Source organism: Paenibacillus sp. FSL R5-0713, from assembly GCF_037973325.1.
Classification (GTDB): Bacteria; Bacillota; Bacilli; order Paenibacillales; family Paenibacillaceae; genus Paenibacillus.
In genome coordinates this window covers 1,603,928-1,628,269 of sequence record NZ_CP150229.1, presented here as the reverse complement: position 1 = coordinate 1,628,269, position 24,342 = coordinate 1,603,928, and the positions used below count along the sequence as shown (strand labels likewise).

The 24,342-nt window shown below is 46.6% G+C and carries 47 protein-coding genes; 3 read left to right on the top strand and 44 right to left on the bottom strand.

All coding sequences use genetic code 11. The features are described 5' to 3' along the window. Positions 1–14 precede the first annotated feature (14 nt). From MKZ12_RS07280 to MKZ12_RS07070, 43 genes are all read right to left on the bottom strand, one after another. Positions 15–812 carry a hypothetical protein gene (locus tag MKZ12_RS07280; protein WP_339259588.1) on the bottom strand — a complete coding sequence of 266 codons (798 nt, stop codon included), beginning with the start codon at positions 810–812 and terminating at the stop codon, positions 15–17. An 81-nt stretch (positions 813–893) separates the two neighbouring features. Then, entirely contained in the window at positions 894–1,250 is a 357-nt protein-coding gene (locus MKZ12_RS07275; RefSeq protein ID WP_339259587.1) for a hypothetical protein, read from the bottom strand. Positions 1,251–1,314: 64 nt separating this feature from the next. Beyond that, positions 1,315–3,072, bottom strand: a complete 1,758-nt coding sequence (locus tag MKZ12_RS07270; RefSeq protein WP_339259586.1) for a hypothetical protein — start codon at positions 3,070–3,072, stop codon at positions 1,315–1,317. Next, the gene (locus MKZ12_RS07265) at positions 3,072–3,263 is read right to left on the bottom strand and encodes a hypothetical protein (protein ID WP_339259584.1); all 192 of its coding nucleotides are present in this window, start codon (positions 3,261–3,263) and stop codon (positions 3,072–3,074) included. Before MKZ12_RS07265 ends, MKZ12_RS07270 begins: the two co-directional genes overlap by 1 nt. Beyond that, positions 3,257–4,735, bottom strand: a complete 1,479-nt coding sequence (locus MKZ12_RS07260; protein WP_339259582.1) for a PBSX family phage terminase large subunit — start codon at positions 4,733–4,735, stop codon at positions 3,257–3,259. Before MKZ12_RS07260 ends, MKZ12_RS07265 begins: the two co-directional genes overlap by 7 nt. Continuing rightward, positions 4,722–5,114, bottom strand: a complete 393-nt coding sequence (locus MKZ12_RS07255; RefSeq protein ID WP_339259580.1) for a terminase small subunit — start codon at positions 5,112–5,114, stop codon at positions 4,722–4,724. The genes MKZ12_RS07260 and MKZ12_RS07255 overlap by 14 nt, the downstream gene beginning before the upstream one ends. Before the next feature lie 17 nt (positions 5,115–5,131). After that, complete coding sequence (locus MKZ12_RS07250; RefSeq protein WP_339259578.1) at positions 5,132–5,290, bottom strand: DUF3797 domain-containing protein; 159 nt, start codon at positions 5,288–5,290, stop codon at positions 5,132–5,134. Between the two features lie 6 nt (positions 5,291–5,296). Beyond that, positions 5,297–5,461 carry a hypothetical protein gene (locus MKZ12_RS07245; protein WP_339259576.1) on the bottom strand — a complete coding sequence of 55 codons (165 nt, stop codon included), beginning with the start codon at positions 5,459–5,461 and terminating at the stop codon, positions 5,297–5,299. A 133-nt stretch (positions 5,462–5,594) separates the two neighbouring features. Next, positions 5,595–5,825 (bottom strand): hypothetical protein, encoded by a 231-nt coding sequence (locus tag MKZ12_RS07240; protein ID WP_339259574.1) that lies wholly within the window; start codon positions 5,823–5,825, stop codon positions 5,595–5,597. A 312-nt stretch (positions 5,826–6,137) separates the two neighbouring features. Continuing rightward, positions 6,138–6,596 carry a sigma-70 family RNA polymerase sigma factor gene (locus MKZ12_RS07235; RefSeq protein ID WP_190945479.1) on the bottom strand — a complete coding sequence of 153 codons (459 nt, stop codon included), beginning with the start codon at positions 6,594–6,596 and terminating at the stop codon, positions 6,138–6,140. Beyond that, positions 6,556–6,864: a hypothetical protein gene (locus tag MKZ12_RS07230; protein WP_339259572.1), complete on the bottom strand. Its 309-nt coding sequence runs from the start codon at positions 6,862–6,864 to the stop codon at positions 6,556–6,558. The genes MKZ12_RS07235 and MKZ12_RS07230 overlap by 41 nt, the downstream gene beginning before the upstream one ends. Next, positions 6,861–7,100 (bottom strand): hypothetical protein, encoded by a 240-nt coding sequence (locus MKZ12_RS07225; RefSeq protein ID WP_339259571.1) that lies wholly within the window; start codon positions 7,098–7,100, stop codon positions 6,861–6,863. The genes MKZ12_RS07230 and MKZ12_RS07225 overlap by 4 nt, the downstream gene beginning before the upstream one ends. Then, a complete protein-coding gene (locus tag MKZ12_RS07220; RefSeq protein ID WP_339259569.1) occupies positions 7,100–8,131 on the bottom strand; it encodes a hypothetical protein in 1,032 nt (343 codons plus the stop codon). Before MKZ12_RS07220 ends, MKZ12_RS07225 begins: the two co-directional genes overlap by 1 nt. A 334-nt stretch (positions 8,132–8,465) precedes the next feature. Next, positions 8,466–8,828 (bottom strand): DUF1064 domain-containing protein, encoded by a 363-nt coding sequence (locus tag MKZ12_RS07215; protein ID WP_339259567.1) that lies wholly within the window; start codon positions 8,826–8,828, stop codon positions 8,466–8,468. Continuing rightward, positions 8,825–9,118 carry a hypothetical protein gene (locus MKZ12_RS07210; protein WP_339259565.1) on the bottom strand — a complete coding sequence of 98 codons (294 nt, stop codon included), beginning with the start codon at positions 9,116–9,118 and terminating at the stop codon, positions 8,825–8,827. Before MKZ12_RS07210 ends, MKZ12_RS07215 begins: the two co-directional genes overlap by 4 nt. Positions 9,119–9,239: 121 nt before the next feature. After that, positions 9,240–10,070, bottom strand: coding sequence for a DnaA/Hda family protein (locus MKZ12_RS07205; RefSeq protein WP_339259564.1), 831 nt, complete (start codon positions 10,068–10,070; stop codon positions 9,240–9,242). After that, a complete protein-coding gene (locus MKZ12_RS07200) occupies positions 10,027–10,740 on the bottom strand; it encodes a hypothetical protein (RefSeq protein WP_339259562.1) in 714 nt (237 codons plus the stop codon). The genes MKZ12_RS07205 and MKZ12_RS07200 overlap by 44 nt, the downstream gene beginning before the upstream one ends. 131 nt (positions 10,741–10,871) lie before the next feature. After that, entirely contained in the window at positions 10,872–11,069 is a 198-nt protein-coding gene (locus tag MKZ12_RS07195) for a hypothetical protein (protein WP_339259560.1), read from the bottom strand. Beyond that, positions 11,059–11,469 carry a hypothetical protein gene (locus MKZ12_RS07190; RefSeq protein ID WP_339259558.1) on the bottom strand — a complete coding sequence of 137 codons (411 nt, stop codon included), beginning with the start codon at positions 11,467–11,469 and terminating at the stop codon, positions 11,059–11,061. The genes MKZ12_RS07195 and MKZ12_RS07190 overlap by 11 nt, the downstream gene beginning before the upstream one ends. Beyond that, positions 11,466–11,921 (bottom strand): YopX family protein, encoded by a 456-nt coding sequence (locus MKZ12_RS07185; RefSeq protein ID WP_339259556.1) that lies wholly within the window; start codon positions 11,919–11,921, stop codon positions 11,466–11,468. Before MKZ12_RS07185 ends, MKZ12_RS07190 begins: the two co-directional genes overlap by 4 nt. Then, positions 11,918–12,124, bottom strand: coding sequence for a hypothetical protein (locus MKZ12_RS07180; protein ID WP_339259554.1), 207 nt, complete (start codon positions 12,122–12,124; stop codon positions 11,918–11,920). Before MKZ12_RS07180 ends, MKZ12_RS07185 begins: the two co-directional genes overlap by 4 nt. Then, positions 12,121–12,420 (bottom strand): hypothetical protein, encoded by a 300-nt coding sequence (locus MKZ12_RS07175; RefSeq protein WP_339259552.1) that lies wholly within the window; start codon positions 12,418–12,420, stop codon positions 12,121–12,123. The genes MKZ12_RS07180 and MKZ12_RS07175 overlap by 4 nt, the downstream gene beginning before the upstream one ends. Next, on the bottom strand, positions 12,413–12,790 hold the full coding sequence (locus MKZ12_RS07170; RefSeq protein WP_339259550.1) for a hypothetical protein: 378 nt from the start codon (positions 12,788–12,790) through the stop codon (positions 12,413–12,415). The genes MKZ12_RS07175 and MKZ12_RS07170 overlap by 8 nt, the downstream gene beginning before the upstream one ends. A 59-nt stretch (positions 12,791–12,849) precedes the next feature. Then, positions 12,850–13,125, bottom strand: a complete 276-nt coding sequence (locus MKZ12_RS07165) for a hypothetical protein (protein WP_339259548.1) — start codon at positions 13,123–13,125, stop codon at positions 12,850–12,852. Between the two features lie 18 nt (positions 13,126–13,143). Next, on the bottom strand, positions 13,144–13,581 hold the full coding sequence (locus tag MKZ12_RS07160) for a hypothetical protein (RefSeq protein ID WP_339259547.1): 438 nt from the start codon (positions 13,579–13,581) through the stop codon (positions 13,144–13,146). A 37-nt stretch (positions 13,582–13,618) separates the two neighbouring features. Further along, positions 13,619–13,756, bottom strand: coding sequence for a hypothetical protein (locus MKZ12_RS07155; RefSeq protein WP_339259546.1), 138 nt, complete (start codon positions 13,754–13,756; stop codon positions 13,619–13,621). Continuing rightward, positions 13,753–14,235, bottom strand: coding sequence for a hypothetical protein (locus MKZ12_RS07150; protein WP_339259545.1), 483 nt, complete (start codon positions 14,233–14,235; stop codon positions 13,753–13,755). The genes MKZ12_RS07155 and MKZ12_RS07150 overlap by 4 nt, the downstream gene beginning before the upstream one ends. Next, entirely contained in the window at positions 14,228–14,422 is a 195-nt protein-coding gene (locus MKZ12_RS07145) for a hypothetical protein (protein ID WP_339259544.1), read from the bottom strand. Before MKZ12_RS07145 ends, MKZ12_RS07150 begins: the two co-directional genes overlap by 8 nt. A gap of 263 nt (positions 14,423–14,685) precedes the next feature. Further along, positions 14,686–15,162, bottom strand: a complete 477-nt coding sequence (locus tag MKZ12_RS07140; protein ID WP_339259542.1) for a hypothetical protein — start codon at positions 15,160–15,162, stop codon at positions 14,686–14,688. A 61-nt stretch (positions 15,163–15,223) separates the two neighbouring features. After that, the gene (locus MKZ12_RS07135; RefSeq protein ID WP_339259540.1) at positions 15,224–16,408 is read right to left on the bottom strand and encodes a phosphoadenosine phosphosulfate reductase family protein; all 1,185 of its coding nucleotides are present in this window, start codon (positions 16,406–16,408) and stop codon (positions 15,224–15,226) included. Between the two features lies 1 nt (position 16,409). Continuing rightward, a complete protein-coding gene (locus MKZ12_RS07130) occupies positions 16,410–16,583 on the bottom strand; it encodes a hypothetical protein (RefSeq protein ID WP_339259538.1) in 174 nt (57 codons plus the stop codon). A 41-nt stretch (positions 16,584–16,624) separates the two neighbouring features. Beyond that, complete coding sequence (locus MKZ12_RS07125; protein ID WP_339259537.1) at positions 16,625–16,855, bottom strand: sporulation protein Cse60; 231 nt, start codon at positions 16,853–16,855, stop codon at positions 16,625–16,627. A 29-nt stretch (positions 16,856–16,884) separates the two neighbouring features. Next, positions 16,885–17,043, bottom strand: a complete 159-nt coding sequence (locus MKZ12_RS07120; protein ID WP_339259535.1) for a hypothetical protein — start codon at positions 17,041–17,043, stop codon at positions 16,885–16,887. Positions 17,044–17,046: 3 nt separating this feature from the next. Beyond that, positions 17,047–17,448 (bottom strand): HNH endonuclease signature motif containing protein, encoded by a 402-nt coding sequence (locus MKZ12_RS07115; RefSeq protein ID WP_339259533.1) that lies wholly within the window; start codon positions 17,446–17,448, stop codon positions 17,047–17,049. A gap of 89 nt (positions 17,449–17,537) precedes the next feature. After that, positions 17,538–18,290 (bottom strand): Rad52/Rad22 family DNA repair protein, encoded by a 753-nt coding sequence (locus MKZ12_RS07110; RefSeq protein ID WP_339259531.1) that lies wholly within the window; start codon positions 18,288–18,290, stop codon positions 17,538–17,540. Continuing rightward, a complete protein-coding gene (locus tag MKZ12_RS07105; RefSeq protein WP_339259529.1) occupies positions 18,232–18,513 on the bottom strand; it encodes a hypothetical protein in 282 nt (93 codons plus the stop codon). Before MKZ12_RS07105 ends, MKZ12_RS07110 begins: the two co-directional genes overlap by 59 nt. 37 nt (positions 18,514–18,550) lie before the next feature. After that, positions 18,551–18,727: a hypothetical protein gene (locus tag MKZ12_RS07100; protein WP_339197778.1), complete on the bottom strand. Its 177-nt coding sequence runs from the start codon at positions 18,725–18,727 to the stop codon at positions 18,551–18,553. An 84-nt stretch (positions 18,728–18,811) separates the two neighbouring features. Beyond that, the gene (locus MKZ12_RS07095) at positions 18,812–19,036 is read right to left on the bottom strand and encodes a hypothetical protein (protein WP_339259528.1); all 225 of its coding nucleotides are present in this window, start codon (positions 19,034–19,036) and stop codon (positions 18,812–18,814) included. Continuing rightward, a complete protein-coding gene (locus tag MKZ12_RS07090) occupies positions 19,026–19,241 on the bottom strand; it encodes a hypothetical protein (protein WP_339259526.1) in 216 nt (71 codons plus the stop codon). The genes MKZ12_RS07095 and MKZ12_RS07090 overlap by 11 nt, the downstream gene beginning before the upstream one ends. Then, positions 19,234–19,365, bottom strand: a complete 132-nt coding sequence (locus MKZ12_RS07085; protein WP_339259525.1) for a hypothetical protein — start codon at positions 19,363–19,365, stop codon at positions 19,234–19,236. Before MKZ12_RS07085 ends, MKZ12_RS07090 begins: the two co-directional genes overlap by 8 nt. A gap of 77 nt (positions 19,366–19,442) precedes the next feature. Further along, entirely contained in the window at positions 19,443–20,201 is a 759-nt protein-coding gene (locus MKZ12_RS07080) for a phage antirepressor (RefSeq protein WP_339259524.1), read from the bottom strand. Between the two features lie 15 nt (positions 20,202–20,216). After that, the gene (locus MKZ12_RS07075; protein ID WP_211081011.1) at positions 20,217–20,444 is read right to left on the bottom strand and encodes a helix-turn-helix transcriptional regulator; all 228 of its coding nucleotides are present in this window, start codon (positions 20,442–20,444) and stop codon (positions 20,217–20,219) included. Positions 20,445–20,966: 522 nt separating this feature from the next. Continuing rightward, positions 20,967–21,140, bottom strand: a complete 174-nt coding sequence (locus tag MKZ12_RS07070; protein ID WP_339259522.1) for a hypothetical protein — start codon at positions 21,138–21,140, stop codon at positions 20,967–20,969. A 101-nt stretch (positions 21,141–21,241) separates the two neighbouring features. Here MKZ12_RS07070 and MKZ12_RS07065 point away from each other — a divergent pair, with 101 nt between their 5' ends. Continuing rightward, positions 21,242–21,463, top strand: a complete 222-nt coding sequence (locus MKZ12_RS07065; RefSeq protein WP_339259520.1) for a helix-turn-helix transcriptional regulator — start codon at positions 21,242–21,244, stop codon at positions 21,461–21,463. 198 nt (positions 21,464–21,661) lie between these two features. Here MKZ12_RS07065 and MKZ12_RS07060 read toward each other — a convergent pair whose 3' ends face one another. Next, positions 21,662–22,000, bottom strand: a complete 339-nt coding sequence (locus tag MKZ12_RS07060) for a LytTR family transcriptional regulator DNA-binding domain-containing protein (protein ID WP_339259519.1) — start codon at positions 21,998–22,000, stop codon at positions 21,662–21,664. 166 nt (positions 22,001–22,166) lie between these two features. Between MKZ12_RS07060 and MKZ12_RS07055 the strand changes: the two genes are divergently transcribed. Next, positions 22,167–22,769, top strand: coding sequence for a hypothetical protein (locus MKZ12_RS07055; RefSeq protein WP_339259518.1), 603 nt, complete (start codon positions 22,167–22,169; stop codon positions 22,767–22,769). An 84-nt stretch (positions 22,770–22,853) separates the two neighbouring features. After that, entirely contained in the window at positions 22,854–24,335 is a 1,482-nt protein-coding gene (locus tag MKZ12_RS07050) for a recombinase family protein (RefSeq protein ID WP_339259516.1), read from the top strand. Positions 24,336–24,342 lie beyond the last annotated feature (7 nt).

Below are 24,342 nucleotides of genomic sequence, written 5' to 3'. Positions count from 1 at the left end.
GAATAGTCATCTCCTTAGATTGCGCGGCCCCGCCTGCTGTCCCTGAATGCTTTACGCTCTGCCGGGGTCATACTCATGTATCCACCCTGTGGGTCAGGCGCATCAGCACCGAGAGAACCGGTTGAGCTATCCGCGTTTTGTTGTAGTTTTCGTATTGCCTCTTGTTCGGCTTGCGCCCTGGCCGTGTTGACGCGCTCGTCGTATGTAACGATCTTGTAAGCCACGTCAAGCGAGTAGCCGTTGGATGCAGCCATGTTGATTACATCGTTCTTGTATTTGCCAAAGTCAGGGAAGTTGGCTGTGTCGTTCTCCATGCTCTGGATCTGCGACTCTACCTTGCGAACCAAGTCCGCTTCCCTCAACTCGTTTAGTTGCTTTTCGTACTCGCTAACCTTCTGGTTCAGCGGTTGTAGGTGGTCACGGATGACATTTTCGCCAACGCCCAGTTTCTCTGCCTCTTCCTGGATCCTTTGCTCCATTTCGGCCTGTTCCAATGCTTGCATGTAAGAATCTGAGTCGGGGTACCCGTAATATTTAGCTGTGCGATCAAGCATTTCCTGATAACGCTCGGCTTGCTGGGCTTTTTCGGATATCTTGTCGTAGTTCAAACCTTTCTGAACCCAATTCGGTACCTCATCCTCTGGCACAAAGCGTTCTTCCTTGTTGTACTTGACCTTTATCCCTCTGGGCTCTTCCTGTGGTGGGGAATCTTGCCCTTCTATTTGTGTCTCAACTTGCGTGTCGGCCACTTGCTCGACCGTTTCTTGTGCTTCTGGTGCAATCTCTTCGCTATGGTTGGCGAATTCGCTCATTTGTGAAACCTCCCTGCTCTATGGTAGGAGCAAAATTGTATATAGAAAGGGCCCCTGCAGTCTCAGCAGAAGCCCGTTGTTTTACTTATTCGCGTTATTGAAGTCGTCTTGCAGCCCCTTGATGCGGTCAATGCCCGGAATACCATAGACTGTGGCAATCGCATGGAATTGTGCGCCTCTATCGTCATCATCGGTCAGTGCCTTGACGCTAAAGCTGTTGTACTCCAGTTCCTCGCCCCACGATTCACCAGGATCAATGGTCCGCGTCTGTCCTCCGACCTTCACCTCCACCACTTCATTGCCTTGGTTGAGCAAATAAAAGTGATCCTGCTTCATATCAAACGAATATGTTGCCGACTTCTTCCAGGCTACCTCTGTAAACTGCGTCATTTGATCACCATTCGTCTGTCCTTCGGGCTGTACGTTTACCTTTGTCATTGTAAGAACCTCCTGTTTTGTAGAGTTTCTTCCCCCTGTAAACTAATGAACCCGTCTCACCTCCCTAATAGACTCCCGTAGGCGCCATGGCCTGCGGTGCTGGTAGCCCAGTTTGCATTGGCATAGCTTGTGGCGGTTGTTGCTGAGGCAATACAGCCTGTTGAATCAGCATTAATTGCTCTTCAGGCGTCATACTCGCAAACATCTCCTGTTCCTGCGGCTGCATGTTGGATACAAACTGCTCAATTTGTCCCACGATGCCTTTCTTCTCTTCCATTCTCTTCATGAGACGGTCCCGGAACGGAACAACATTGCGTGGCGCGAACATTAAGAACTCCTCATACGTGATGTTTCCTCGGTTAAGTGCATCATTTAAGCTACTGAGTACCAGGGATTCGGAATATGTTGAGCTAGGGCCGACATCAATCTTCAGGTTCAGATCAGTGTCTTGGAACTGCGAACCGTTGAACATCTGTGCATACTCTTCACCGTCATCATCCTTCAGCTTCACTTGACGCGGTAGGTTGTACTTCACCTTGAAGAAGTCCTCCCAGATCCGGCCAACATCCTCAATAAGACGATAGAAACGCCGCTTGATTGACTCAATCGGTATGGCAGCAGCCTTCTGCAGCAGCATGATTGCCGTGGCGTTCAACTGCGCTGATGGCGCTGAGCCTGTGGCTGCTTCGTCTGCTCCAGTCATTTGCCGGGTGTAACTAAGAATTGCTTCAACCAAGTTGGCAGCACTGGAACTGATTGCACCCGGGTTCAGGTACTTCACACCATCACCCGTGCCTGGTGCTGAGTTGTCTTGAATGATCTCACCCGGCGCATTGGTAATCTTCGACTGATCGACTGACCCTGGTCTTATAACCATCTTCGGCCAACCTGTAAGCTGCACAGACAGGATCTGCATGGCTACCAGCATGTTGACTGCCTTCTGGTTCGGAATCAATCCCTCCGTGTCACCGATACCAAAAATAGACTTCTTCCGTCTCTCCCACTGCATGACTGCGATAGGATAGCGGCTGAGGCCTGTGTCTGTTGGCTTTTTGAGGGTGATACCGCAGGTCGTCTTGGCAAACATGATCTTGCCGTCTTCCTTCCAGTACTTGGTGAGCACAGTCACCTTACTGGTGTCGTTTAGCTCCACCTTCGCCATGTCATACCCCTGATCTGTCGTCTCCTTGTCCGGTTTGATCTGACCAAGCATCGCATTGCTGACTCCATTGTTCTTGGCATAATCTTTAACACTGGATACCAGTTCACGGCTACTGATAATGATATAATTTTGCTTCTGCACATTACGTTGCTGGGGATTACCAAAGAACACATTGATAGGATCAAGAACCTCGCCCTCCATCTCTCCAACCCAAGGATATGCCTTCCCGCCTTTGACGTTGTTGTCCCAGTAATAGTGCAGTACGCATGTGCCAGTGTTGGCTGCAATGTCCAACGCTTCCTCGTTGAGCTCGTCCTGCTTGATACGCTCCCAGGTTGCCTCGGAGTACCTTGAGAACAGCTCACCCACATCTACGTCCATCTGGTTGTCTTCTACGATCTCCTGAGCGCTGTACACCATCTTGATCTGCTCACTCATGACGGTAGCGACCTTGTGCGTCTCGATCATCTTAATAACGTTGAATACCGGACGCGGCAAATGTTTGGTGCGCTGTGTAGCCGCAGGCCACTGGTCACCTGCTTTGAACCGCTCGTACTCAGGCCACTTGTCCAGGAATCCCATCCTACGCTTGTATGACAGCCCATCCTGATACTGCTTCTGCATCTCGCCTGCCAGCTTATCCAGCGTTGCATCCTTCACTATTGCTCACCTCCCTGTTTACCGCCGGTCCACTCATCCATCAGACTCTGAATATCCTGCTTCTGTGCTGGTGTAAGCGGCTTGATGTCGCCAATCATTTCACGCATCTTGCCGTTGATCAGCGTGATCGTCTCTTGCTCAAGGTTCGGCAGCCTCAGCAGCTCACCCAGTTTGATTGCATCGTCTACCATTCCAGATATCCACCTCCTGTGCTTTCTGTGTCCGTCCGGAATGGGAACGGGGTCACGGTTGCTTCTATTGCCTTCTGCAGCACCTTGTCATCCTGCTGTCCTCGGCTGTAATACGCTATTGCCAGCGCCATAATCAAGTCATCGTGTGCGCCTTCCTGAGCTTGTGGTCTCCCCTTCTCGCTGCGGACAAAGGTAAGCATCTCATTCAACGTATCAATGTCGTTGATGCAATGTACCGACTCACGTACCACTGTAACCAACTCAGCGATTGCTGACGGCCTTGTAAGCTTGCCTGTGACAAATCCATAGGCTTTAACCACGGAGCCCGTAAACGTGTCCTCACGCTCTCTGACGTACTGGTTCGTGTAACCCAGTCGTGAAAGCACCTTGACCGGATGGCTGCTGAAGTTGGTCTCAATACTTACCAGTGCATTGTTGTAGTGCTTGCCCAGGCAGTACATCTGCTCCGCATACAGATCCTCGTCAAACTGATTCTTGTACACTGCCACTTGCTTGCCTGTCACATTGTTGATGACCTGGCCGACAAAGTTATCTGACCCATCACCAGCGGTATCACCGCCAAGCACATACGGGATATAGGACTGAGGCTTCTCAAACACTTTGATGTACCCGTCCTCGGTAGCCAGCCACTTAATGGAGCTATCGATGATCTTATCTGCTGAATCCTTGTCGTAAACAAAATACCCTCGTTGCACCACAGGATCATGGTCACGAAGGTATGAGATACGTTCAGATACTTTCTGAGCGTTGAATATCGTTTTACCAAGCACACCCCACTCACCAAGCGCGTACACCTGATAGAAGTACGGGTCAGTCTCCTTGAATGCCTCCAGTACTGCGATGGCTTCCTGGTCAAGAAACTTGTTGTTCTTATACGTGCTGTGTATCGTCGTTGCGTTCGGCTTCGGCTGGTCAAAGAACTCCTTCTTGAGCCAATGGTTAATATCAATCGGGTTAAACGTGATCATCATCTGCTTGTAGTTCTGCGTCCTGCCCCGGAGACGAATGTCAAGCTGCCTGAAGTCCTCGGGTGAACACTCGCTTGCTTCTTCCATCCACACGCTGGTTACGCCTGAAATGGACTTCAGCTTCTCTACATCGTCCAGCCCTGCAAACAGGATCTCATTCCCGTTCACGCAGCTGATATGCAGTTCTGAGCTTGTGCCCTTCGGGATCTTGAACAGCTTCTCCAGTCCCCATCTGTGTATCGCATTCTTCAGCTCCATAAACACGGATTCACGCAGTGTCTTGGCTACCTTACGCAATACTAATATGCGGTGCTTCTGCTCAGTTACCATACGTAGCAGGATCTTCTGAGCCGTGAACACCGACTTACCCGAACCGCCGCCACCCATGAGCACCAAGTACCGATCCGTATTCGTATAGAGCGGATAGAATCGATCATTCGTCAGGTTCGGCAGCTCGGTTAAATCGATGTTAATCGTCGGCATCGTCACCAAACCCTTTCGGCAATGTAACTTTAAAGCTCAGCTCACCACTGTGTTCCACTTTGTCCTTGAACATCCCGTAGTGTTTAGCCACGCTGTCCAATGCTCCTTTAGCAACAGCAGGGTCCTCTGTCAGGTTGTTCATGATAATGTCCTTATACTTGTCTAGCACCCATTGGACACTCATACCGGATTCTTCCTGCATTTTGTCCGTTCTTTGTCCGATTTCGGACATTACGTCAACATTTGTCAACAAACGGCTTGCTGCACGTCTTGCGGCCTCCTCGGTACATTTGTACCCGGCACGCAGATAAGCGGCTGTTCCGTTCATGTCTTTCATGTACTCGTTAACGAAATTCATTTGCTTTTCTGACAATGCCATGGGTATCACCTTCCTCTCTACTCCTCGATAGTTACTTCCCACCCACACTTACAGCTGCGATGGAATGTTGTGTCTTCCACGATCAACTTGCCTTCACCGTTTGCTACATAAGAGTTGCCGCATTTAGGGCATTTCTCATATTGTTCCATCAACGCTATCGTTCTCGTCAACTTCACTATGTGTTATCCCTCCTTCCTATCCTGTGTCGCTATAGCTAATGCCAATAACGCTGTTGATCTTGCTTGAATAAGCGCTGCCTTGGCTTCGTATGAAATGTTCTTGCCCAGCCTTGTTGCGATATCTTGCATCTGACTTTGACACATCTGTATAACCTTCTCTTTGTCCATGCTTCTTGTTACCCCCTCCTCTTAATGACCCAACCCTATCCGGCTGCCGCTTCGCTAGGTGATTCGGTCGGACTCGATGGCCTTCGGCAAAAACAAAAAGAGCAACGGCGCTTGACCGTCACTCTCTCGTTTCTTATTTTCTTTCCAGCACCAACTTAGGTAGCGGTCCGCTTAATACTTTCTTGGTCTTCATGTCCATGAGTTGATTGTATTCTTGCTGGAGTAATTCTTTATTTTTCTCCGGGATGCTTCGGTCTTGCAGTATTGGATATATTTGATCCATCCTATCATCCAATGCATCTCGTTCAATTTCTGGTTGTATTACCTCTTTGACTCGGTATTGACTTAAATCAATGTTTTCCATCGCATTCCCTCCTTTGGGGTTATTATACACGATGTTATTGTTGATGTGGGCAAGGGACTTCCACCCCTGCATGACTGTATTCCCTCTGACATTAGCAGGTTATTGGCCTACCGTAGTAACAGTCTCACAGCACCTAGCGTCTATCTTCCGCCACCACATCTTAGTTTTGGCATGCAAGGAAGGAACGTTGTAAACGACGACTGCGCAAATAGCTATCGGCGCTTATCAGATGTTCCTTATGCTAGTATTTTATCACTTCCGATGGGGAATTTGTGGGAAATAATGCGTAATTCGTGGGTAAAAAATGGGGAATCACGCTGGTTCCTTGTAAACCCACTCCGGGTCGAACATGTGATCAAGGTTGGTGATCTCCATGTAATCCTGCTTGAGCGGCACCATTGCTTTGCTCAGGCTGTTCAGCGCCTTCTTGTGCTGTGTGGATACCGTCTTGCGGTCCTTATGCAGTCTGTCGGCAATCTCGCTCAGGTTCATCTTGTTGCGTTCCATGTACTTGAGCTGGATGATCGTCTTCTGATCGTCGCTCAGCACAAAGTCTACAGCCGATTCCAGCAATGTGACGATACGAGAGTACCGCCCCTGATCACTGGTTCTGTCTTGGTTGCTCAGACGCGATCTGACTCGCTCGTCGTATATGCCCATCTTGAACATCCACTGCATCTCACTGTCTACCGCCATGCCGCCAAGGTTGTTCAATGCGAATTTGTATGATCTATAATCCGTCAGCAGCTTGATCACCTGATTGTTGTCCATGTTCTCCCTCCTCATACTCTTGGATAAATTCATGATGCCGGTATACTCTCCATCCCTTTTCGGGTGAGTGTACGATCCAGCTACCTTGCAGTACCTTGAAGTAATTCTTCTCCACAACCACGCTAAGGTACGGCTGTGATACTTTCTGCATCACTCGACCCTTTTGTACCAATCCACCTGTAAACTCCTGGATCTGCTCAATTAAAGCCGGAGAGTAATCCGTTAAACGGATCGCCCTCACGGTTTCTGCTTTGCGATGGTAGATCATGCACCCTTGCTCTCTATCAAGTCTTGCACGACTAATTGATTAGCCATATGTGTGTACTCCAGAAATGTTTTCTTTTGTTTAGTTAATTCGTTGAACAGAAATGCTTCCGCTTGGATCATAGATGTGAAAAGCTCGGTTGCGTCCGTGGTGCTTAGATCGTACGCGAAGCACTCGTCTTCTGGGTCAAACAATTTCGTCATGTGGTCATGAATCACAGCAATCATCGCTTCGTTCATTACGCTACCTCCGCTTGTGGTGCTTCCAGTTGACTCACGCGTCTTTTGAGCTCCTCAAATTCTGCTCGCGTAACTGTTCCCTCTGCTTCCTCAGTACCACTTCCTGCCAGCTGCTCTTCAGCCAGTCCGTTGGTTGTGATTTCCGTCGTGTCTTCTTCGGGATATCCCCAGGGAGGCGTTAGTTCGCCGCTCTCTTCCACGTGGTTAGATTGTGCCAGATCCTCATCAACACGTTGGGGTTCTTCGGTGATTCGAAATTGCGGCGCCTCTTCGGCGCTCACCTCCCGGTACTTCCCAGCTTCGAGGTAGTTGAAGGTGATTACTTCGTCCGTTGCAGCAAGCTTACCTCTCTTCATGGAGCGCTTGTTGTCTACCCACTCGACATCGTAGATGGCTGGCTTGGCTTCTTCTTCACGTTTCTTCTGCTCTTTCCATGCTGCCATAGTGTCACCAACATCAATTACCTTAGTGGCTTGTACCGCTCCTACTGCAATCTGTTGGCGTAGATCATCGATATGGCTTTCTTTCTGTCTTACCTCAGCCTTAACCTCTTCCAGTTGAGCAACAGCCGCATCACGTTTGCTCTCCATATCAAGTAATTCAGACCTTACATCACGCAATTCTGTCACCAGTTTGGCATTGGCTTCTCCTGCTTCATCCGCTTTTGCCAGCGCTGCATCTTTCGCTGCTGTTTCTGCTGCAAGACGTTCCTGTAATTCCTTGATCTGAACCATCCAGTGTTCATCACGCTCTAACAATGTGTTCTGCACCACGATACGAACCACTTGATATGCTGATTCTGCTGATTCTGGTGTGTCGTTTTTAAACATGTCACGCATGGTCACGCCGTCCAAATCCATATTGTCCATGATGTAGGCGACCTGTTGTTGAGACTCTTCCACGTTTTGCTTCTCCAAGTATGCAATTTCTTCCTCGATATCTACGATCTTACCCGCATCTGCCATGGCCCCACGTTGCTTTTCAATGCTCAACTCATACCGTAATTGTTCAATGCGTTCTTGCTTTTCCACCTACATACACCCCGTTTTCCGATAGTAATAATGATATATCTTATTATAGCACATATTGTGGTTAAAAAGTACTTTTTTCGCCGTTTTACACAATATTTTGTGGTTTATCTGCTACATGTCACATTTGACTTTTCCGATCATGCAATTTCTGATCTCGTTTCTCTTTTCCCGACTTTCCACCCATCCAATTTAAACCACCCTGTTGGCTCATAGAGAAGTTTTTGTGTCGATCCTAGTATTTGTCTGTCCAACTCTATCAAACGCCCTCTACACGCCCCAGATTCGTCGAGGAGTACCCATCCGTCTCCCACGTGTACGTACCGACAGATTTTACTCACTTCTCTTCCCACCTTCCGTTTGTCTTGGTCACCAGTTTTAAAATCAGGTCCGGGTACTTGGCATCGAACAGGGTTCGTCTCAACGAAAAGTCTCGGGCTGCGAATCCTTTCACGTCTTCCACGATCGTCTGACCATCCTGCTTGTACATGAAATCCGCTGTGTACTTGATACCGCGTTTCTTTTTGCCCATCTTGGTGAAGGGGTCCACCAGTTGGAATATGGGTTGCAGGGTCAACTCGCTGATCACGCCGCCACGCTCTAACAGCATTAGCATCCGGTACCGCTCTGCCTCCATCTTGCTGTCGAAGGTGATCCCGTCAGATACTGTCTTCTTGGCGCCGTACTTGTTGCCCCTCAAGCTGCACCACCTCCTCTCCGTTTCACAATCAGCTCATGGTTAACGCGTGTCTTGGGTACGCCGACCTCTTTGGCGATGTCTGACCGGAGCCAACCGTAGTCGTACAACTCCATAATCTTGTCTGACTGCTCTGGTGTAAGCGGTACGTCCAGGCTTGCCATCACGAAGTCCGGGCCTGGCTCTACTCGTGTTTTGACGTATGTCTTGTAATGCTCACCCTTCTGTCTGCCATGCTTCGTCTGTTTCCGCTCCTTGATCTGTCCGCCTGATGTCCAATGCTTCTTTTTCATGCTGCTTCCTCCTCGATTTCTTTTTTCTCGAATGCTTCTCTACCCCGGCGTAAGAACTCTTCATAGTCCACATCTATCAGGTCGTAGTCGTCGATTGGCTGTTTCACCGTTTCCCTCTCCCTTATGCCGATTGGTTGTGCTTCTCTGGCCTGCGGTCTCTGCCTATCATCTCAATCTCTCGTTCACCAATTCTGCCCTTGATCCGGCTCACCAGCTTTGCTCCGTTGATAGGCAGCCTGTCTGGTATCCGGTCCAACTCATAATTGCTCGTCATGATGGTTATCTTGCCTTCGCGCTCTCTGCCGTTCAGGATGCTGAACAACTTGTCCTCTGCCCAATCTTTGTACTGTGCAGTAAATATGTCATCGATCATCAAGATAGGAACCTTGCGGAATCGTTCCAGCACCTCTGACTCCGTTTCGTCTGTCTTTTTGCTGTTTCTGTTGTATGTTTCTTTGATCGCTGAGAACATATCTTCCTCCGTCACGTAGATTCCCGGGATCTGCCGATGTGCCAGAGCATTGGCTATACACACCATCAGATATGTCTTGCCAGTTCCAAACGCTGATACATTTTTCTCCTTTGCCCGGCGATCGTCACCAAAGATGTACATCCAACTTCCTTTGTCCATGTGGTCCTTAATGTTTCGCACAAAGTCTATTGCCATCTTGAGTTGCGTTTCATTCTCCTTGTCGATCACAGCCGTTTTGAAGGTGTATTCTTTTTCATCCGGAGCCAGTCCATCCGTTGGGTTGTAGTTCTTAAACTGTCGCTCGTAAAAGCAGTCACACAGTTCTACTGTTGTCGCCTGGCGCTTCATAGGCTTACCATCTGCCCGTTTGTACCCTTCTTCCTCCACCCATCGCAGATTGGTTATCGTTCCAGTGTGGTGACACTTGGGACATCCCTCATTCGAAGTTCCGGAGCTGCTGTTCAAAGTCGTCGGGAACAATGACTCTTTTACTTCCTGGAGTCCCGCTGTATTCTGTTGGCTTCTGAGATGCTCTATCCTGGCTAAAATTCCGTTCATTGATCCGCGACCTTCCACTTTGACCGCCTCCTTGTATAACTTTTAACTTCCGTTCCTCTTCTTGGACCCGATTAACAACCCAGTTTAAAATGGCTCTGTAATCACTGGCGTACTTCTTCTTGTTTGCGCCTTTGTAGTTGTCCAGTATTTCAATCATTCGCTTAACCTGTTGTTCACCATGACCCTCAATCAATTTGTCGTATTCCGCTTGAGTCATTGAAACGAATTCAGCAAATTGAATTTTGGGAGTAATCTCTTTATTCTTTTCTTTCTTATCATTCTTTAAGTTCTTTACTTTCTTGTTTGTGTCAGTTTGTTGTGGTTCTGTTGTCAGTTTGTTGTCATCCTGTTGTGGTTCTGTTGTCAAAGTCTCTTGATACTCAGACCAGTTAACCACCGTCACTACGCTGTATTTGTTGTATGATTTGATGTCAAGATTGCCGAATGATTCCAATCGCTTTAACCAGCTCCACAGCGTTGTATCCTTGATTTTTTTTCTTGGTGCAACGCCTGCATTATAATCCTGTTGAAGTGCGAATCTTCCGGTTACGAATTGCCCTGGCTGAAGCAAAACTTCCTGCTTCTCTACCACCCAAGTTGTCTCCTTATAAGCGGCCCTGGACAGACAGTAAATCCATAGCCGCAGCAGATCCGGGTCGGAGAATATCGCGCTCTCTGTTATCTTGCGATGGAGTTTGATCCATCCGTCCATAAGGCCACCACCTAAGCTCCTTTTTTACTTCCCATGCTGTCCCGTATATCGTTTATCTTCATCTTTGCCCACCGTACCCGTTCTTCGTGCCACTCGATTGCTCCACGGTCGTCATACTTCTCTGCGTGATGCAGATCAGACACTGCCCGGGCCAATTCGTCGTCCCAAAACATCAACTGTGAGTGTAGATATACGTTGTTAGCTGCCATCCTTTGTATCCTCCTTGGGTATAGACTCCCTACCCTCCCACTGTTTCAAAACACCCTTACGCTTCAATCTGATTGCGTTATTGCTCGGTTTGCTGAACTCTTTCATCATGACCATCTTCCCTTGCTTGTCGTACTGCCATCCGTCCTTACCTGTCCCTCTGCAGTCTGGGCAAGCGTATCCTGTGTCCCAGAAGCTTTCACGAATTGTGCCGCCGCCGTTACACCATTTGCAGTCCGGAAGAAGCGAGAGGAGATAATCCTCAGATTTCTTGTATATTTCAAATTCATTCCGCCAGAAGTTCTTAATGTATTTTTTAGTCCTGCGAGAAACCCCTATACCAAGTTTGTTAAAGTATTTATCGTGTTTACGGTTATAAGCCGATGCTAATGCCAGTTTCATGCTTCATCCCTACCCTCTAGTAAGTGTGGGTGTTCATATATGTTGCCGATGACCTCAAACTCAGACTTTTCTAATTTATTTAGACGTTCGGTCATGACTTGGTTGATAAGCAATTCCTCGTATTTTTTCGTTCTAAAACTCCCATTACTGAAGACTACAGTGTCAATGATGATTTTCCCTGGGTAACCATCTGGGTTGCGATACCAGTCATGGGTTCGATCAAACCATTTGCATATTTCTCCCTCATATATCTCTTTTCCATTCTTGTCCTTTAGTCCGGTGTACTGCCCAACCGACTCAGTGTGAACCTGGTACACTCCATGTGTAGTATACAAATATGCTTCTGTAGTCCCATCGACCATATCAGCAAAATCTACACCGAATCCGTAAATCCATTGATCATCTCCAACAAGTTCCTCAACGCTCAGGCCACGCACTTTGATCTCTCTCATGCTTCTTCCTCCCCAGGCAGGTTGATAGGTGCCCAATGTGTTACGCCGTTGATAGGGAAACCGACCGAATCAGTCCACTCATATCCCTCTCCAAAGCGAGTGTATTTGAAAAAATTAATGCGTTTACCATCAGTCACAAGGTATTCTTCATCAGCTATGATCATTTGGTCGTTACCTTTGTCGTATTTTCGCCACTCTATCATTCTGTATCCGCTCCTTCCCCACCCAAATGCGGTTGTACGCGATTTTTAGGTAAGCTGAGCATCATGAATGCCCCGAAGTCTGTTAACGCGTCCTCGCCCTTTATAGCGTCCTCAGGAATCCATATTTCACACTTGATGCGATGGTATCCCTTGTGTTTTCCACTCCTTGATGGTGCGTGTACACTGGCGTTACCGGATAATGGTGCAATTATTGTTAACCGATCCTCTTTGTTCATGTGTTCAGCAGTGGCACAGATTATTTCTTTTGATGCATCGAACAATACGTTTTTACTCATGCTTATCCGCTCCTTCCTTGGGAGCCCGAAGAACTGACAATGCGACGCCGTATGCATCGCCCAACGCCATATCCCGAGGTATTTTCCATCTGTACTTGCTTGCTAATTCTGGTAATGCGAAATGTAGTGATCTGAATATTTCGTTATCTCCCGTTAAGTGTTTTCCTATCAATTTCGCTTTGTACTCCTCTTGGAAACTTGGATGGTTAATGCTCATTGACCAAATTTTCATAATATGTGATCTGTGCTTACTGGCTTCATACGTAACGATGCAGAGCATTGCCAAGGCTGCGTTTGCTTGCATTGCCTTAAGCAGATCGTGACTGAATTGACTTCTTATTTTTCTGTACTTGTTTTTGAACTGGCTCATATCTTGTATATCCTCCTATTTGGGGAGACCAGACCTGATCCGGCCTCGCTTCGCTTAGATTATTCAGTCGATTGGTCGCCTTCGGCCGTAAATACATCGTTCTCTTCTTTCCAGTCATACACGCCTTCCTCAACTTCATCGGGATAAATCATTTTCTCGACTCTCGCTAAAATCACAGTGTCATCAAGTCCAAGCGAGAACTCGCCTTCTCTTTGAACATAATCCATTACTTCTTTTACATGTTTTTCGTAAATGCTGTTGCATACATCGTAATTCCCTGTACATACAAGACCAGCCTCATTGTCGTACACCATCCACAATCCTGCTTTATTCATCCGTCTATCCCTCCTATGTTATAAGTCCAGTACAGCCAATAACGCAGCTTTGCATATTGCTTCAGGTGCAGTGTCACCGTATGCTGCGTGCTGATTTTTACCGATGATTGCTCTGTATTTAAGGTCAGAATGAGAGAATCCACCTTCGTTCCTTGTTACTTGATGAACTTTGAATGTATCAAGCACCTTCCAAGCTGCGCCTATATCCGTAGACCAATGCCGATTTACAAAATACGATAATGGTATGCTCCCTTTTGCCGGCATCATCTGATAAGCTTCATTCGTCGATACACTCGGAGGGAACAATACATCTCCGTGTTCTACAGGTCCATCATAGTCGTGTGTAGGGCCTGAGATACGGCGCCATCTGAATACATGTTCAGCCACCATTACGTCCAACTCGATTCCGGGAGGAACGCCTAACACTTGTTCCCGGGTCAACGCTGTTTGTGTCATGTGTTATATCCTCCTTAGTAGGGAGAGGCCCAAAGCCTCAACCCTTAGCATTCGGTAATTTCGCTGTTTTTCCACAAGAAGGGCATTCAAGCCATTCGGCAATACCGCCCATGTCGTCCGAATCTGACCATTCATACGTCATCTTCACTTTGCATTTCGGACATTTCTTGATCATTGGTTCCCCTCTCCTTCCTGACCCACCGGATTGTTCTCGTGCAGCCATTTATATATCTCCTGTAAAGCCGCTCCAGCCCTATCTGGTGTCCTTCCCATACTCAAAATGTCCGTTACGTGCATGAGTAGCCTGATGGCTTTGGTGTGCCTGCTGTTTTCCTCTTCAAATCTTTCTCGAAGCCGATCCCGTTCATCTACCAACTTCTGATTTTCCTCGAATCCTTCTGTAGCCCATCCATCCAGTTCTTGATTCCGTTGCTCCAACCGTTCATTATCTGCCAGCAGATAAGCGATATATTCAGGAGCCTTGGCGATCAGGTTGGCGTCATTCTCGTAATTTTGGAATGCTAGTTCAGCAACCGGCACTTTCCGATCTGGACGCATAACCATCATTGGATTATCGTTCCAACCTTCCTCCAGCAACCACGGACCCGGTGTAGCTGCCGCCAACGCTTGTTTGATTTCTTCCTGCTTACTCATGACTGTTCTTCCTCCCCAAAACCCAATTTATATAAATCCGTTGTGCGTAAACTGCTCCGATCATGAATGCGCTGCTCAATGTAACCAGAATTCCTGCCAGTAAATATTGTTTTTCAACTGCTGTAGCAATAGATGCTGTATACAACAATGCACTAACTGTTGCCAGCAATTTGTGATACTTTCGCATCTGTATATCCCTCCTTGGTTAGAGGCCGAAGCCTCAAAGTTCGCATTTACACCCGCAGTCTCTACACATGTTGTGTTCTATGGAACATTCATCGCAATATGTTTCGTGTTCCCGTGTGGAGTATGTCTCCTTGCATCGCTTGCACTTCTCAGTTTTGTTAGATGACCGACTGAACATCCGGTTCTGCTTCCGTTCGCAGTCATCGCACAATATCGGGAATGACATGTATGTTTTCTCTCCTTTGGTGGGCCTAAACCCTCAAATTATCGAAAATTTACTGCGCCGCCGTCCGCTGCCATCTCAAATGCTTCCTTCCATATCCCGTACATCTTGAACCAATATTCTCCGGTTTCTATCTTCCCAGCGTATTCTTTGGCTTCATTTTCAAATTCGGCAAAGTCGGCAGCGAGTTTCTTAGAAACAACCGATCCGATAACTCCTTCACAATCCGAAAACTCAATCAATTCTCGGAATGCATCTCCTTCTGCAAATTCAGATAGCTTCTGCCGCCACCAGTTGTACCCGCTGTAGCTTCCGGCGCGAAATCCGGTACTATCTTCAAATGTATAGACCGTTTCGAAATCCACACCTTCTGCGCGTCCAGGCCAATGCTGTTCAGACCAACGCATGCTTCCGTCTGTTCGCCATTGGGTATTCCAATCAAATACATCCCCGTCTTCGTCCAACTGCGGGTTCTCCACCTTCGTCAATCGTTTGTAAGCTGTAATATCTAATCCCATTCTCATTCGCTCCTTTATGTGGTATGTGGTGGGAAGAGGCTCTGCCCCTTCCTCTTTGATATCACTTGCTCATGTCATAATGGATGTTCCATACAAGCTGGTATCCATTCGCCAGTCCTTTGATTTTTGTCTCGTAAAACAGTCCAATCTCGTCCGCATCTTCCAACCACGGATGTTCATCCATGTCTGTCTGCCATTGCTGCTGAATCAATTCGTCCAGTTCCTTGCTGTAGATTAGCTTTTGTGGTTCCGCTCCATATCTCAGGGCTAACTCTTCATTGTCTGACTCAGCCTGTCTGACGGCCTCATACAGCGCCATTCTCGCCTTGATGGTAAATGTACCTTGTCCGTACTCAAGGACCTTTCCTGAGCGCATTCGGCCCGCCTTATTGCGCGGATCTTTGTACATCTCGATCATCAGGTTCCGCAGGTCGACGTATGGTTGCAACCAAGGGTGTGATTTTGCGAACTCTTGCGAACTCTTGTCAATCTTGACTACTGGACAGATGATGCAACCTGTGCGCGCGCCGCATGGATCGTCTGTCTTCTCGTCAGCTCCGGCCTTCCGTTGCCGCAAGCCACATTCGCCTGTTGCATCCTTGTAGAGCTGTCCCAGTTCCTCAGCGTCACCCCATGCCATTCCTTCACGAACCAGATATGACCAAACATCGTCCAAAGTGAAGTTAACAATCGGCATCAGTTCTGTATTACTTCGGTACTCCGATTCCTGGCGTGCCTCAATATTGCGCCGCCGTTCTGCTGACTCCGACAACCGCACTCCGGTCAATGTAAGCACTGGAGCAATATCCTTATGTGCCTTCTGGCTTGGCTCGATTTTAAGTCTTCCAGTACACCATCTGCTCATGCGACTTTTCGGTAACGGGTATCCCTTCCCAACAGTCAAAAACATGAAACTATTGTCATGAGCGGCCTGTACCTCCACAATCTCAATCGGCAGTTCTTCGCGCTCTACCAGTGCTTTGATCTTCGCCAGCTCCGATTGCTTGAGTGGGTCGGTTACAAAGTCCAGCCCGGTATTCGCCGTGGTCAGGTATACAGTCCGTGTCAGTAGTGCTGGATTGTTGCGCTTGAGCATAAGCAGAGCCTTGACCAACAGATCAAAAGCCACTGTGCTGTCCTTTCCGCCGCTGTATGCTGCAACCCACGCGCCTGGTTCACTTTCGTCTGTATAAGCTGAAAGGATCGCCGCTATAGCTGCCGTGGATTTCATTTTGTAGTTGTCCATATCACTCACCAACCCGATATAGCTCTCTGATAAATGTATCCAGCGCTAGACCATTAACTGAGTGGTACACGATCCATCCGTTCGGGTTCAATACATGCTGGCGTACAAAGTTTGAAAGATCGCCACCCTCTTCACGCATCAATTGAATTTCCTCTTTTTGTTTTTCTGTAAGCATGTGTGTCTGTACTCCCTTCCTGGGGATGACCCCTAACCCTTTCATTCGTTGATGCGGTATATGATTAATGCCGTTTCGTACTCTTCCGCTACACCTTCACCGTTCGTGAAAACTTGATATTTGTACTGAATATCAACCACCTGTGCATCACCCAACTTTTCTAGTTCTTCATTGATAACTCGATCCAGTTTTCTTAATGTGAGTGTCCCAAACACACTTTCCCAATAAGGAACGACCAGTTTAGTTTTGATTGAATTCGCTTTGCCTATCATGGGTGTATCCTCCCTTAGATGGTTTAAAATTAATTAATCCAAACTTTTTCGTTGAATCCAGGGTTTGATGCTGTTATGACTGGCTCAGATGTATACTCCCAATCGTTGTGACTTACAATAGTGATCGTGATAATCTCAGCGTCCTGGTTCTGCTGCTCCAATTTTGCAATCAAATCTTTTACTTTCATCTTCTATTCCTCCCTGTGGGTTATGCGTTGTATTGGTGACTTCTCCGGCATGCCAAGTTTCATGCAATGTACATGGTCCTGTAAGATGGGCATCCATGTTTTCTTGCTGCTGTGTACCAGTCGATGCATTTCAGGACTCAGCAGGATGCAGTTGTCTAGCTCATACTTTCCGCCTTGCGATCCGTACACGATGCGGTGTAACTCAAGTCCGGGTCCCGGTACGCCACTCAGGACGCACCAGTTACCTCCCTCACGCTCGATTACTGCCTGCCGTACCTTTTCCTTCGTCATGTACTCTGGGTCCGTGTTGCGCTCTCTCTTAGCTTTAGGCTGCTCTTTCCGGTTGTGGTGAGCGAACAGGTTCATCCGCCATGGCATCGTTTCTTTTTTCTTGCGTGCCAGCATGTTGTATCTCCTCTCCGAATGGTCCGTCTGTTACTGAGATGATTGGGCTGCCATCGTCGTAGAATAGGGTGTCTTGGTATCTCATCAGGTCACGCTCCTGCTGGATATTCGTTCAATTGATTGATCAGCACACTGGCTTCCTTCTTGGTCAGATCCTTGATGCTATCTTTTCCGTTTCCAACCTGACTGACCAACAGTTTAAAGTCATCGTCTGATATCCGTTTATCGTTCTTCAACCGATGGCTGTATTTGATCTGTGCGGCGCTTATAAGCATGCTTGTGGTTGTATTATCATCGTTGTTATTCGCAGTATTGTTTTTCGGCGCTTCTGTTTTCCGTTCTTCTTGTGGTGATGGAGTGTCAGCGGTTTGTCGCTTCCCGTTGTATTGGAATCCCTCCGGCAACGCCCATGAAGGTAACTGTGGTTCGGATACAAGTACATGTGATCGTCCAGCTGCTTTAATTGGAACCCACATGTTCTCCAGCTTGTACAGGTATCTGCCGATTCCCCATTGATATGCCGCACGCTTCATAGCATCAGACAATCCGCCCTTAACGGCTTCCATGTTACTGTCATCTGCACCGTCCCACTTGGTGATCCACTCACCGTCAACCTTTACGCTGATACCACACAATTGACTCTTCTCTTTCCACTCGCGGTATTCGTTGCGCCATCCAAACACGCCGAACACCTCGTCAAGTCGGTTCTGTATGGCTCGGTTGGTTACATAGGCCAAGGCAATACCTTTCGTCTTATCTCCATTGGTTGAACCAACTCGCCACTCAATTTCCTCCGGCGGGAATGGTTCCTGGAGTCGCTTCATGATCTCCTGTGCATCCATCTACCTCCACCTCCTCCAAGTCCAATAGTTCCCATTCTCCACGTAATGTGCGAATAACGAAGTTCTGTGGTATGTCCGGGCAATGTCGTGTTGTCAACCAGTGCTCCATATCCTCTCTACGGGACAGGCGCAAGGCTTGCATATAGTCGTCTGTTGGCTGAGCTACTCTGTCCAAGAAGTAACCTTTCTTATGCTGTGGGATGTATCTGTATTGTGTAGGCATTCCATTCTTCCTTTCGTTGTGGTATATTAGTTGTAATTCAATTTGCAAATCGTCTTTCTAAGGCTGCCGATGCTACGGCGGCCTTTTCTCGTCTAAGGGCAATGGCGCTGTTCATCTGATACACTCGTTTCAACGTCTCCGTCAGCGTCCCTCTCTGGCTTGCGATCTGCTCCAGCTGCTCGAAGTGTTTTCGATCTGTTGGTGGAACCTTCATCCTTTCTCACCTCCACTACCTTAATAGGAGCCTCCCACCCGTAATGCCGTAGGATGTCGTCCACACTCTTGAATGTCTGTTGTTTCACGCTGTCTTTCGTTCCTCCTCAATTGCCTGCTTCAATCCTTCTATCTCCGCATCGTATTCGGATTGCGTCCAGATCTTCACGGGTACATGCTGGTTGTTGTACAGGTCACGTATCAGGTCCTCATAGTCGAATGCCTGACGCTCTAACACTCTGCCGCCTTGCGTGGACACGATATAAGTTGTCATTGGATCAACATTGCTTCGAAGTCCCTCAGCTGGCATCGTCGTATCCTCCAATTTTCCGAACCGTGATAAACATTCTGTTGTCTACCGCTTCAAGCATGCAGCCCCTGCAATGTGGCTGCCGATCCTTGCCCTCGTACACCTCGTATTCAGCCGGACTTCCACAGCCGCAGTTTGATACCGCTGGGCTGATGAACGGGATCATGTTGTCTTTCTTCGTACCAACCAGTTTTAAGTTAGGCATTCTTCTTCATCTCCTTTTCGCGTTCTGCTTGGATCTCTTTCCAGTACTTCCGGTTTAGCAGGATGGCCATCTCATGCACCTTCCGCCAAGCTTTGTCTGACATGCCAGGATTGTATCCGTTCATACTGTCGCCACCTTCCGATATTTTGTGTACAATATATAGGGCTTGTCTTTACATACATATCTGCATGTTGTGTTTACTTATGCTCCGGGTTTAAGTTTGTTCAAGAAGTACATTTGCCCTCTGCCAGTCACTACTGTTGTTTTTGAAATTTTCGGGTCTTTATCAGGTCTATTCATCACTGTTGTTTTTACTTCGAATAATTTCAGATCCATTGCCCGTTGGGTCGGCATGTTCCAGTGTTCTCCGTGCTTACCAAGGTACCCATTCTCGCGGAACCATCTGAACAATCTGTTTTGTCCGATGTCTACTCCGTTTTGTTTCAACATCTTGGCGAGATTCGCAACGAGGATGCAATCGCTTGATGCTTGGAGAGATTCAGCGAACAACACCTTGGGCTTGTCCAGTTGTATTTGTTGTTCAAGCACTCGGCGCGCTTCTTGTTCCTGTTTCAATGTCTGACCAAGCTTGATGAGGAATTCGGGATCAGTGACGACTTTTTCGATGGTGCTTTCTGTCATGTATGCGCCGTGTTTTCTGATGGATGGGATTACTTCGTGTGTAATCCAGCGTTTAAATTGTTTCGCTTCTGGTTTGCGGCTCCGAATAATCAAGGTGTAAAGCCCAGGCTCGTTTACAAACCAAGAGTCTCTGCTTTGACCTGATATATGTACTGCATATACCAGCTTTTCATCTTCATCCAATCCATCAAGTGCTTGTGCCGTGTTTTTAATATCCACCACATCACATATGTCTTTCGCTAGGAACCAAGGCTCATTGTTGATGTTTATTGTTTTGACTTCTGCGGCACCGTACATAAAAGGGATTACTCGATTCATTTTATTTGTCTCCTTTTAAGCTGTTTTTTTTGGTTTTTGACTCGTTTCGCGTCCAACATCTGCAAAAAAAAGGTTCATATCAAATCCTAATGTCGCCGAAATCAGTTTAGCAGCTCGTCCACTCGCATCTTTGCGTCCTTGTTCAATCTCGGCGTAATAACTACGGGAGATACCAGACTGCTTGGCTGCGTCATTTTGTGTTAATCCTTTAGCCTTACGCATTTGTACTAGCCAGTGGCGCATATGTTTCACCTCCTTGACGCGTTTTGCGTCGTTGCTATGTTTTGATTATATGACGCACTTTGCGTCATGTCAACAGTCTTTTTAAAATTCATGACGAGATTTGAAGCAGGATGTATTGTGATTCATTTCGCGTCGTTATAATACTGAATAGAAGTGAGGTGGAGTAGTTGCTTAGCGAAAGACTGTTGGAGTTAAGGAAAGAAAGAAGATTAACGCAACAAGAGATCTCTAAATTATTGAAAATGGCTAGAACGACATACTCTGGTTATGAAAATGGATCACGTGAACCAGATAACGAAACATTAAATAAGATTGCAGATTTTCTAGAAGTTTCAGTGGATTACTTATTGGGGAGAACTGATCAGAAAAAACAGGTTCTATCGGAGCCGTCAAGAGCATTGATCGACTCGCTGAACCTGACTGATGAGGAGATTATGAAGAACATACGATTTGAGGTAGATGGCATTGAACTCGAAGAAGATGATGTTAAAAGATTCATTGGACTCGTTAGGCTAGAGAGATCTATGAAGAAGAAACGCCCTTTGGGCCATGAATCAGAGTGAGGTAACCCTTGACATAAACAGGCTTTACTTCTCTAGCATCCATCTTTGCAATTTTCTCAACAATAATATCTGGATTTACACCAAGTTCTAATAACGAACCTTTTGTTATATCAAAAATCATCCGTTTATCCATATTTACCATCTCCCGTTTTCGTGGTTGCCTTTTGGTAATATTCATTTTAAGGGAACGTGTGTTCTGTTACAAGATAAAAAAATATACTGCGAGGCATGATCATGGTTTATAAACCTGGTCGTTGCCTGCTGACAAAGAGATTACGCGAAATCAGACGTTCTCAACAGTGGTTAAGTGATGTAACCGGTATTCCCAAGTCTTCCGTTTCGGAATACGCCACTAATCGGAGAATAATGTCATTAGCAACCGCGATGACCATTGCCGCGGCAGTTGGTTGCTATATTGATGATTTATACGAGCGTATCGAAGTCAGCAGCGATTGAGTGACGTTTCTGTCACTCCGACCGGGGCAGAAGTTCGCTATGTAGCGAACTAAGTAGTACCAAAAAATCGATTAACAACGAGTTTGTGGAATATCGATTTAGTTGATACCCATACTATATCAAACATCGCATGTCACATGTTGTCGAATCTTGGAGTAATTTAGCACCTTTAATGGGGTTAAGGGGTGCTTGACAAGGTCATTTTTTGAAAACTTTTCGTACTTTAACGTGTGAACCATCTTTAAAATAGACAATCCCGCCATTATCTACATTCTCAGTTCTCTTAATACGATCAAGATTTACTATGGTTGAACTGTCGAATGCATCAAACCCATACTGCTTATAAGCCTGTTTCGCGTCTCGCATAAGGTGGATAGCAATATATGAACCGCATGCGGTATGAAACGCTAATGTTTTTGCAGAATTAGATGTCATTTGAAGAGGCTCAATAAAATTAACGTCTTTCTCCAGGTTAAACAGAACGAAATCTGAATCATCGTCCTGTCTGCCGTACATTTTAACTCCGATAATATCCAATGATGTTCCCCTCTCTAGATGCTATTCATCTATATTAATGGATGAAAGACATGGAAACACCGGGCAAAATATACCAAGGAAATAACGGGAAATGATATAATAAGTTTTGCTTACATATATAGAACCATTACCGCAGCCGATGCGGAGTTAAACGAGGAGAATGTAAATGTCTTGGAGTTGGGATTGGTTGTACCTACTTTATTCTATCGCAGCAATGATATTGGTTTTTTCTTTTTTATGGAAGATTGTTGAGAAGATCGTAATTGTAATCATCGCTCTCTTATTTAATGAACGTGCCGGTATCGCTATTGCTAACGTATTGTCTCTCTTGCCACACTACTTATTTGCTGCATTCACAGCTTTTACTGTACTGGGCGTTGGTGAAGGAGAGGTCAAATGGCATCTAGCATTGATTGGTGGACTATTTCTTTTCTTTAACGAAATATGGGGAGTTGTGCTTGCCAAAAAGGAAGCAGAGAAGAATTATGATTTTAGTACATACAAGGCGTTGAATTTTAAATACTGGGTTATATTAATTGAGATGATTTTCTTCGTTTATGTGCTTTATGATCCGCGTCCAGCAGTTAATAGTCTGACGCAAGGGATAGCAAATATTATTGATTGGGTTCAGGATATCCCTTTCCTTAACTGGTTAATTGCTGCAGCAGCATTTGTGTATGCAATTTATATTACTCTCATTGCAATAGCTTCTATATTGGGGTCAATCGCATCTCTATTTACTTCAAATAAAAATTCTATAGATCAATAATCATTAGCATCGGCACCCTTCTGGGTGCTTTTTTCTATCATATCGATTACAATTTTACTATCAATGTTCACAGGAGGACACATCATGAAAGCAGCTATATACATCCGGGTATCTACTGACATGCAGGCTGAAGACGGATTCTCTATAGAAGGACAACGTACACGTTTGGAAAGCTTTATACAGTCTCAGGACTGGTCTGTGCATGATTACTACATAGATGAAGGTAAATCTGCCAAGGATCTCAATCGGCCTGAGATGCAGCGTATGCTTCAGGATATGGAAGACAAGCAGTTTGACGTCATTGTGGTGTACAAACTGGACCGGCTCACCCGTTCTGTTGCCGATCTGCACGGTCTACTGAAACGCTTTGATCAATACGGAGTCAAGTTTAAGAGCTCCACAGAGGTGTTTGAGACGACCACGGCCATGGGGCGATTCTTTATCACGCTCGTTGGTGCGATGGCTGAGTGGGAACGTGAGACGATCTCAGAGCGTGTCCGGTTCGGCGTTGAGCAAATGATCATTGAAGGTCGTCGACCTGGTGGCGTTATTCCATATGGTTATACCCAGAATGAGGAACTGATCCCAGAAGAAGCTTCCCTTATTCGGTATGCACGTGATCTGTACATGGGAGGCATGGGATATAAAGCCATTGCGATGAAATTGAACCGTGAAGGCAAGCTTCGCCGTGGGCAAGAGTGGACATCAGCTACAGCAGCGTACACACTGGAAAACCCATACTATGCGGGAATTCTGCGGCTGGGATCAAAAACATCTGACGGAAACTATGCGAATGGTAATCGGGACAAACGAGTGAAGTGTCTTTATGGTGATGGATCACATGAACCTATATTTACTAAAGTCGAGTATGAACAAACGAAGGAACTTATGGAAAGACGTACCCAAGGCGGTTATAGCCGAGTGTTGACGTATTGGTTTAGTGGTGTGTTGAGATGTGGTCGGTGTGGCGCTGCTATGTTTGGACGTATGTCAACAGCGAGATCAACCACTAGAGGAACCATACGGACGCCATATTATATATGCTCCAACAAGCACTCCAACAAGTCGTGTGACATGCCTACGTTCCGCCAAGTACATGTGGAACATTTGGTCATGGAGTACATTAGCAAAATTAAATGGGATATGAAAACTGCTGGGGAGATCGCGGCAGGCATGGAACAAGCGGTTGCGGATAAACAGGATGAAGCTGCTGAAGCACGCCGTGAGATTAATCGTATTGCTGAACGCCGAGAGAAATGGCAGTACATGTTTGTTGAGGGGCTGATCGGGAAAGATGCAATTCGTAAAAAGATTGCTGAGGAGGATGCAGCCGAGGAAGCAGCACGTAAGAAGCTGGCAAGCGTGAAGAACTCACTTTCGGTTATGCCAGACACGGCTGTTCTGGAAGATCTTCAAACATTGTGGAAGCACATGGATGATGAAGAGAAGAAGACAATGGTCTATGAGGTATTTGAAAAAATTGTTCTGAATACGCCAGAAACAAATGTCAAGGGCGTTAAGAACAAATTCTTCAAAGCCGATATTGAGGACATTAAGTTTAATTGACTACCAT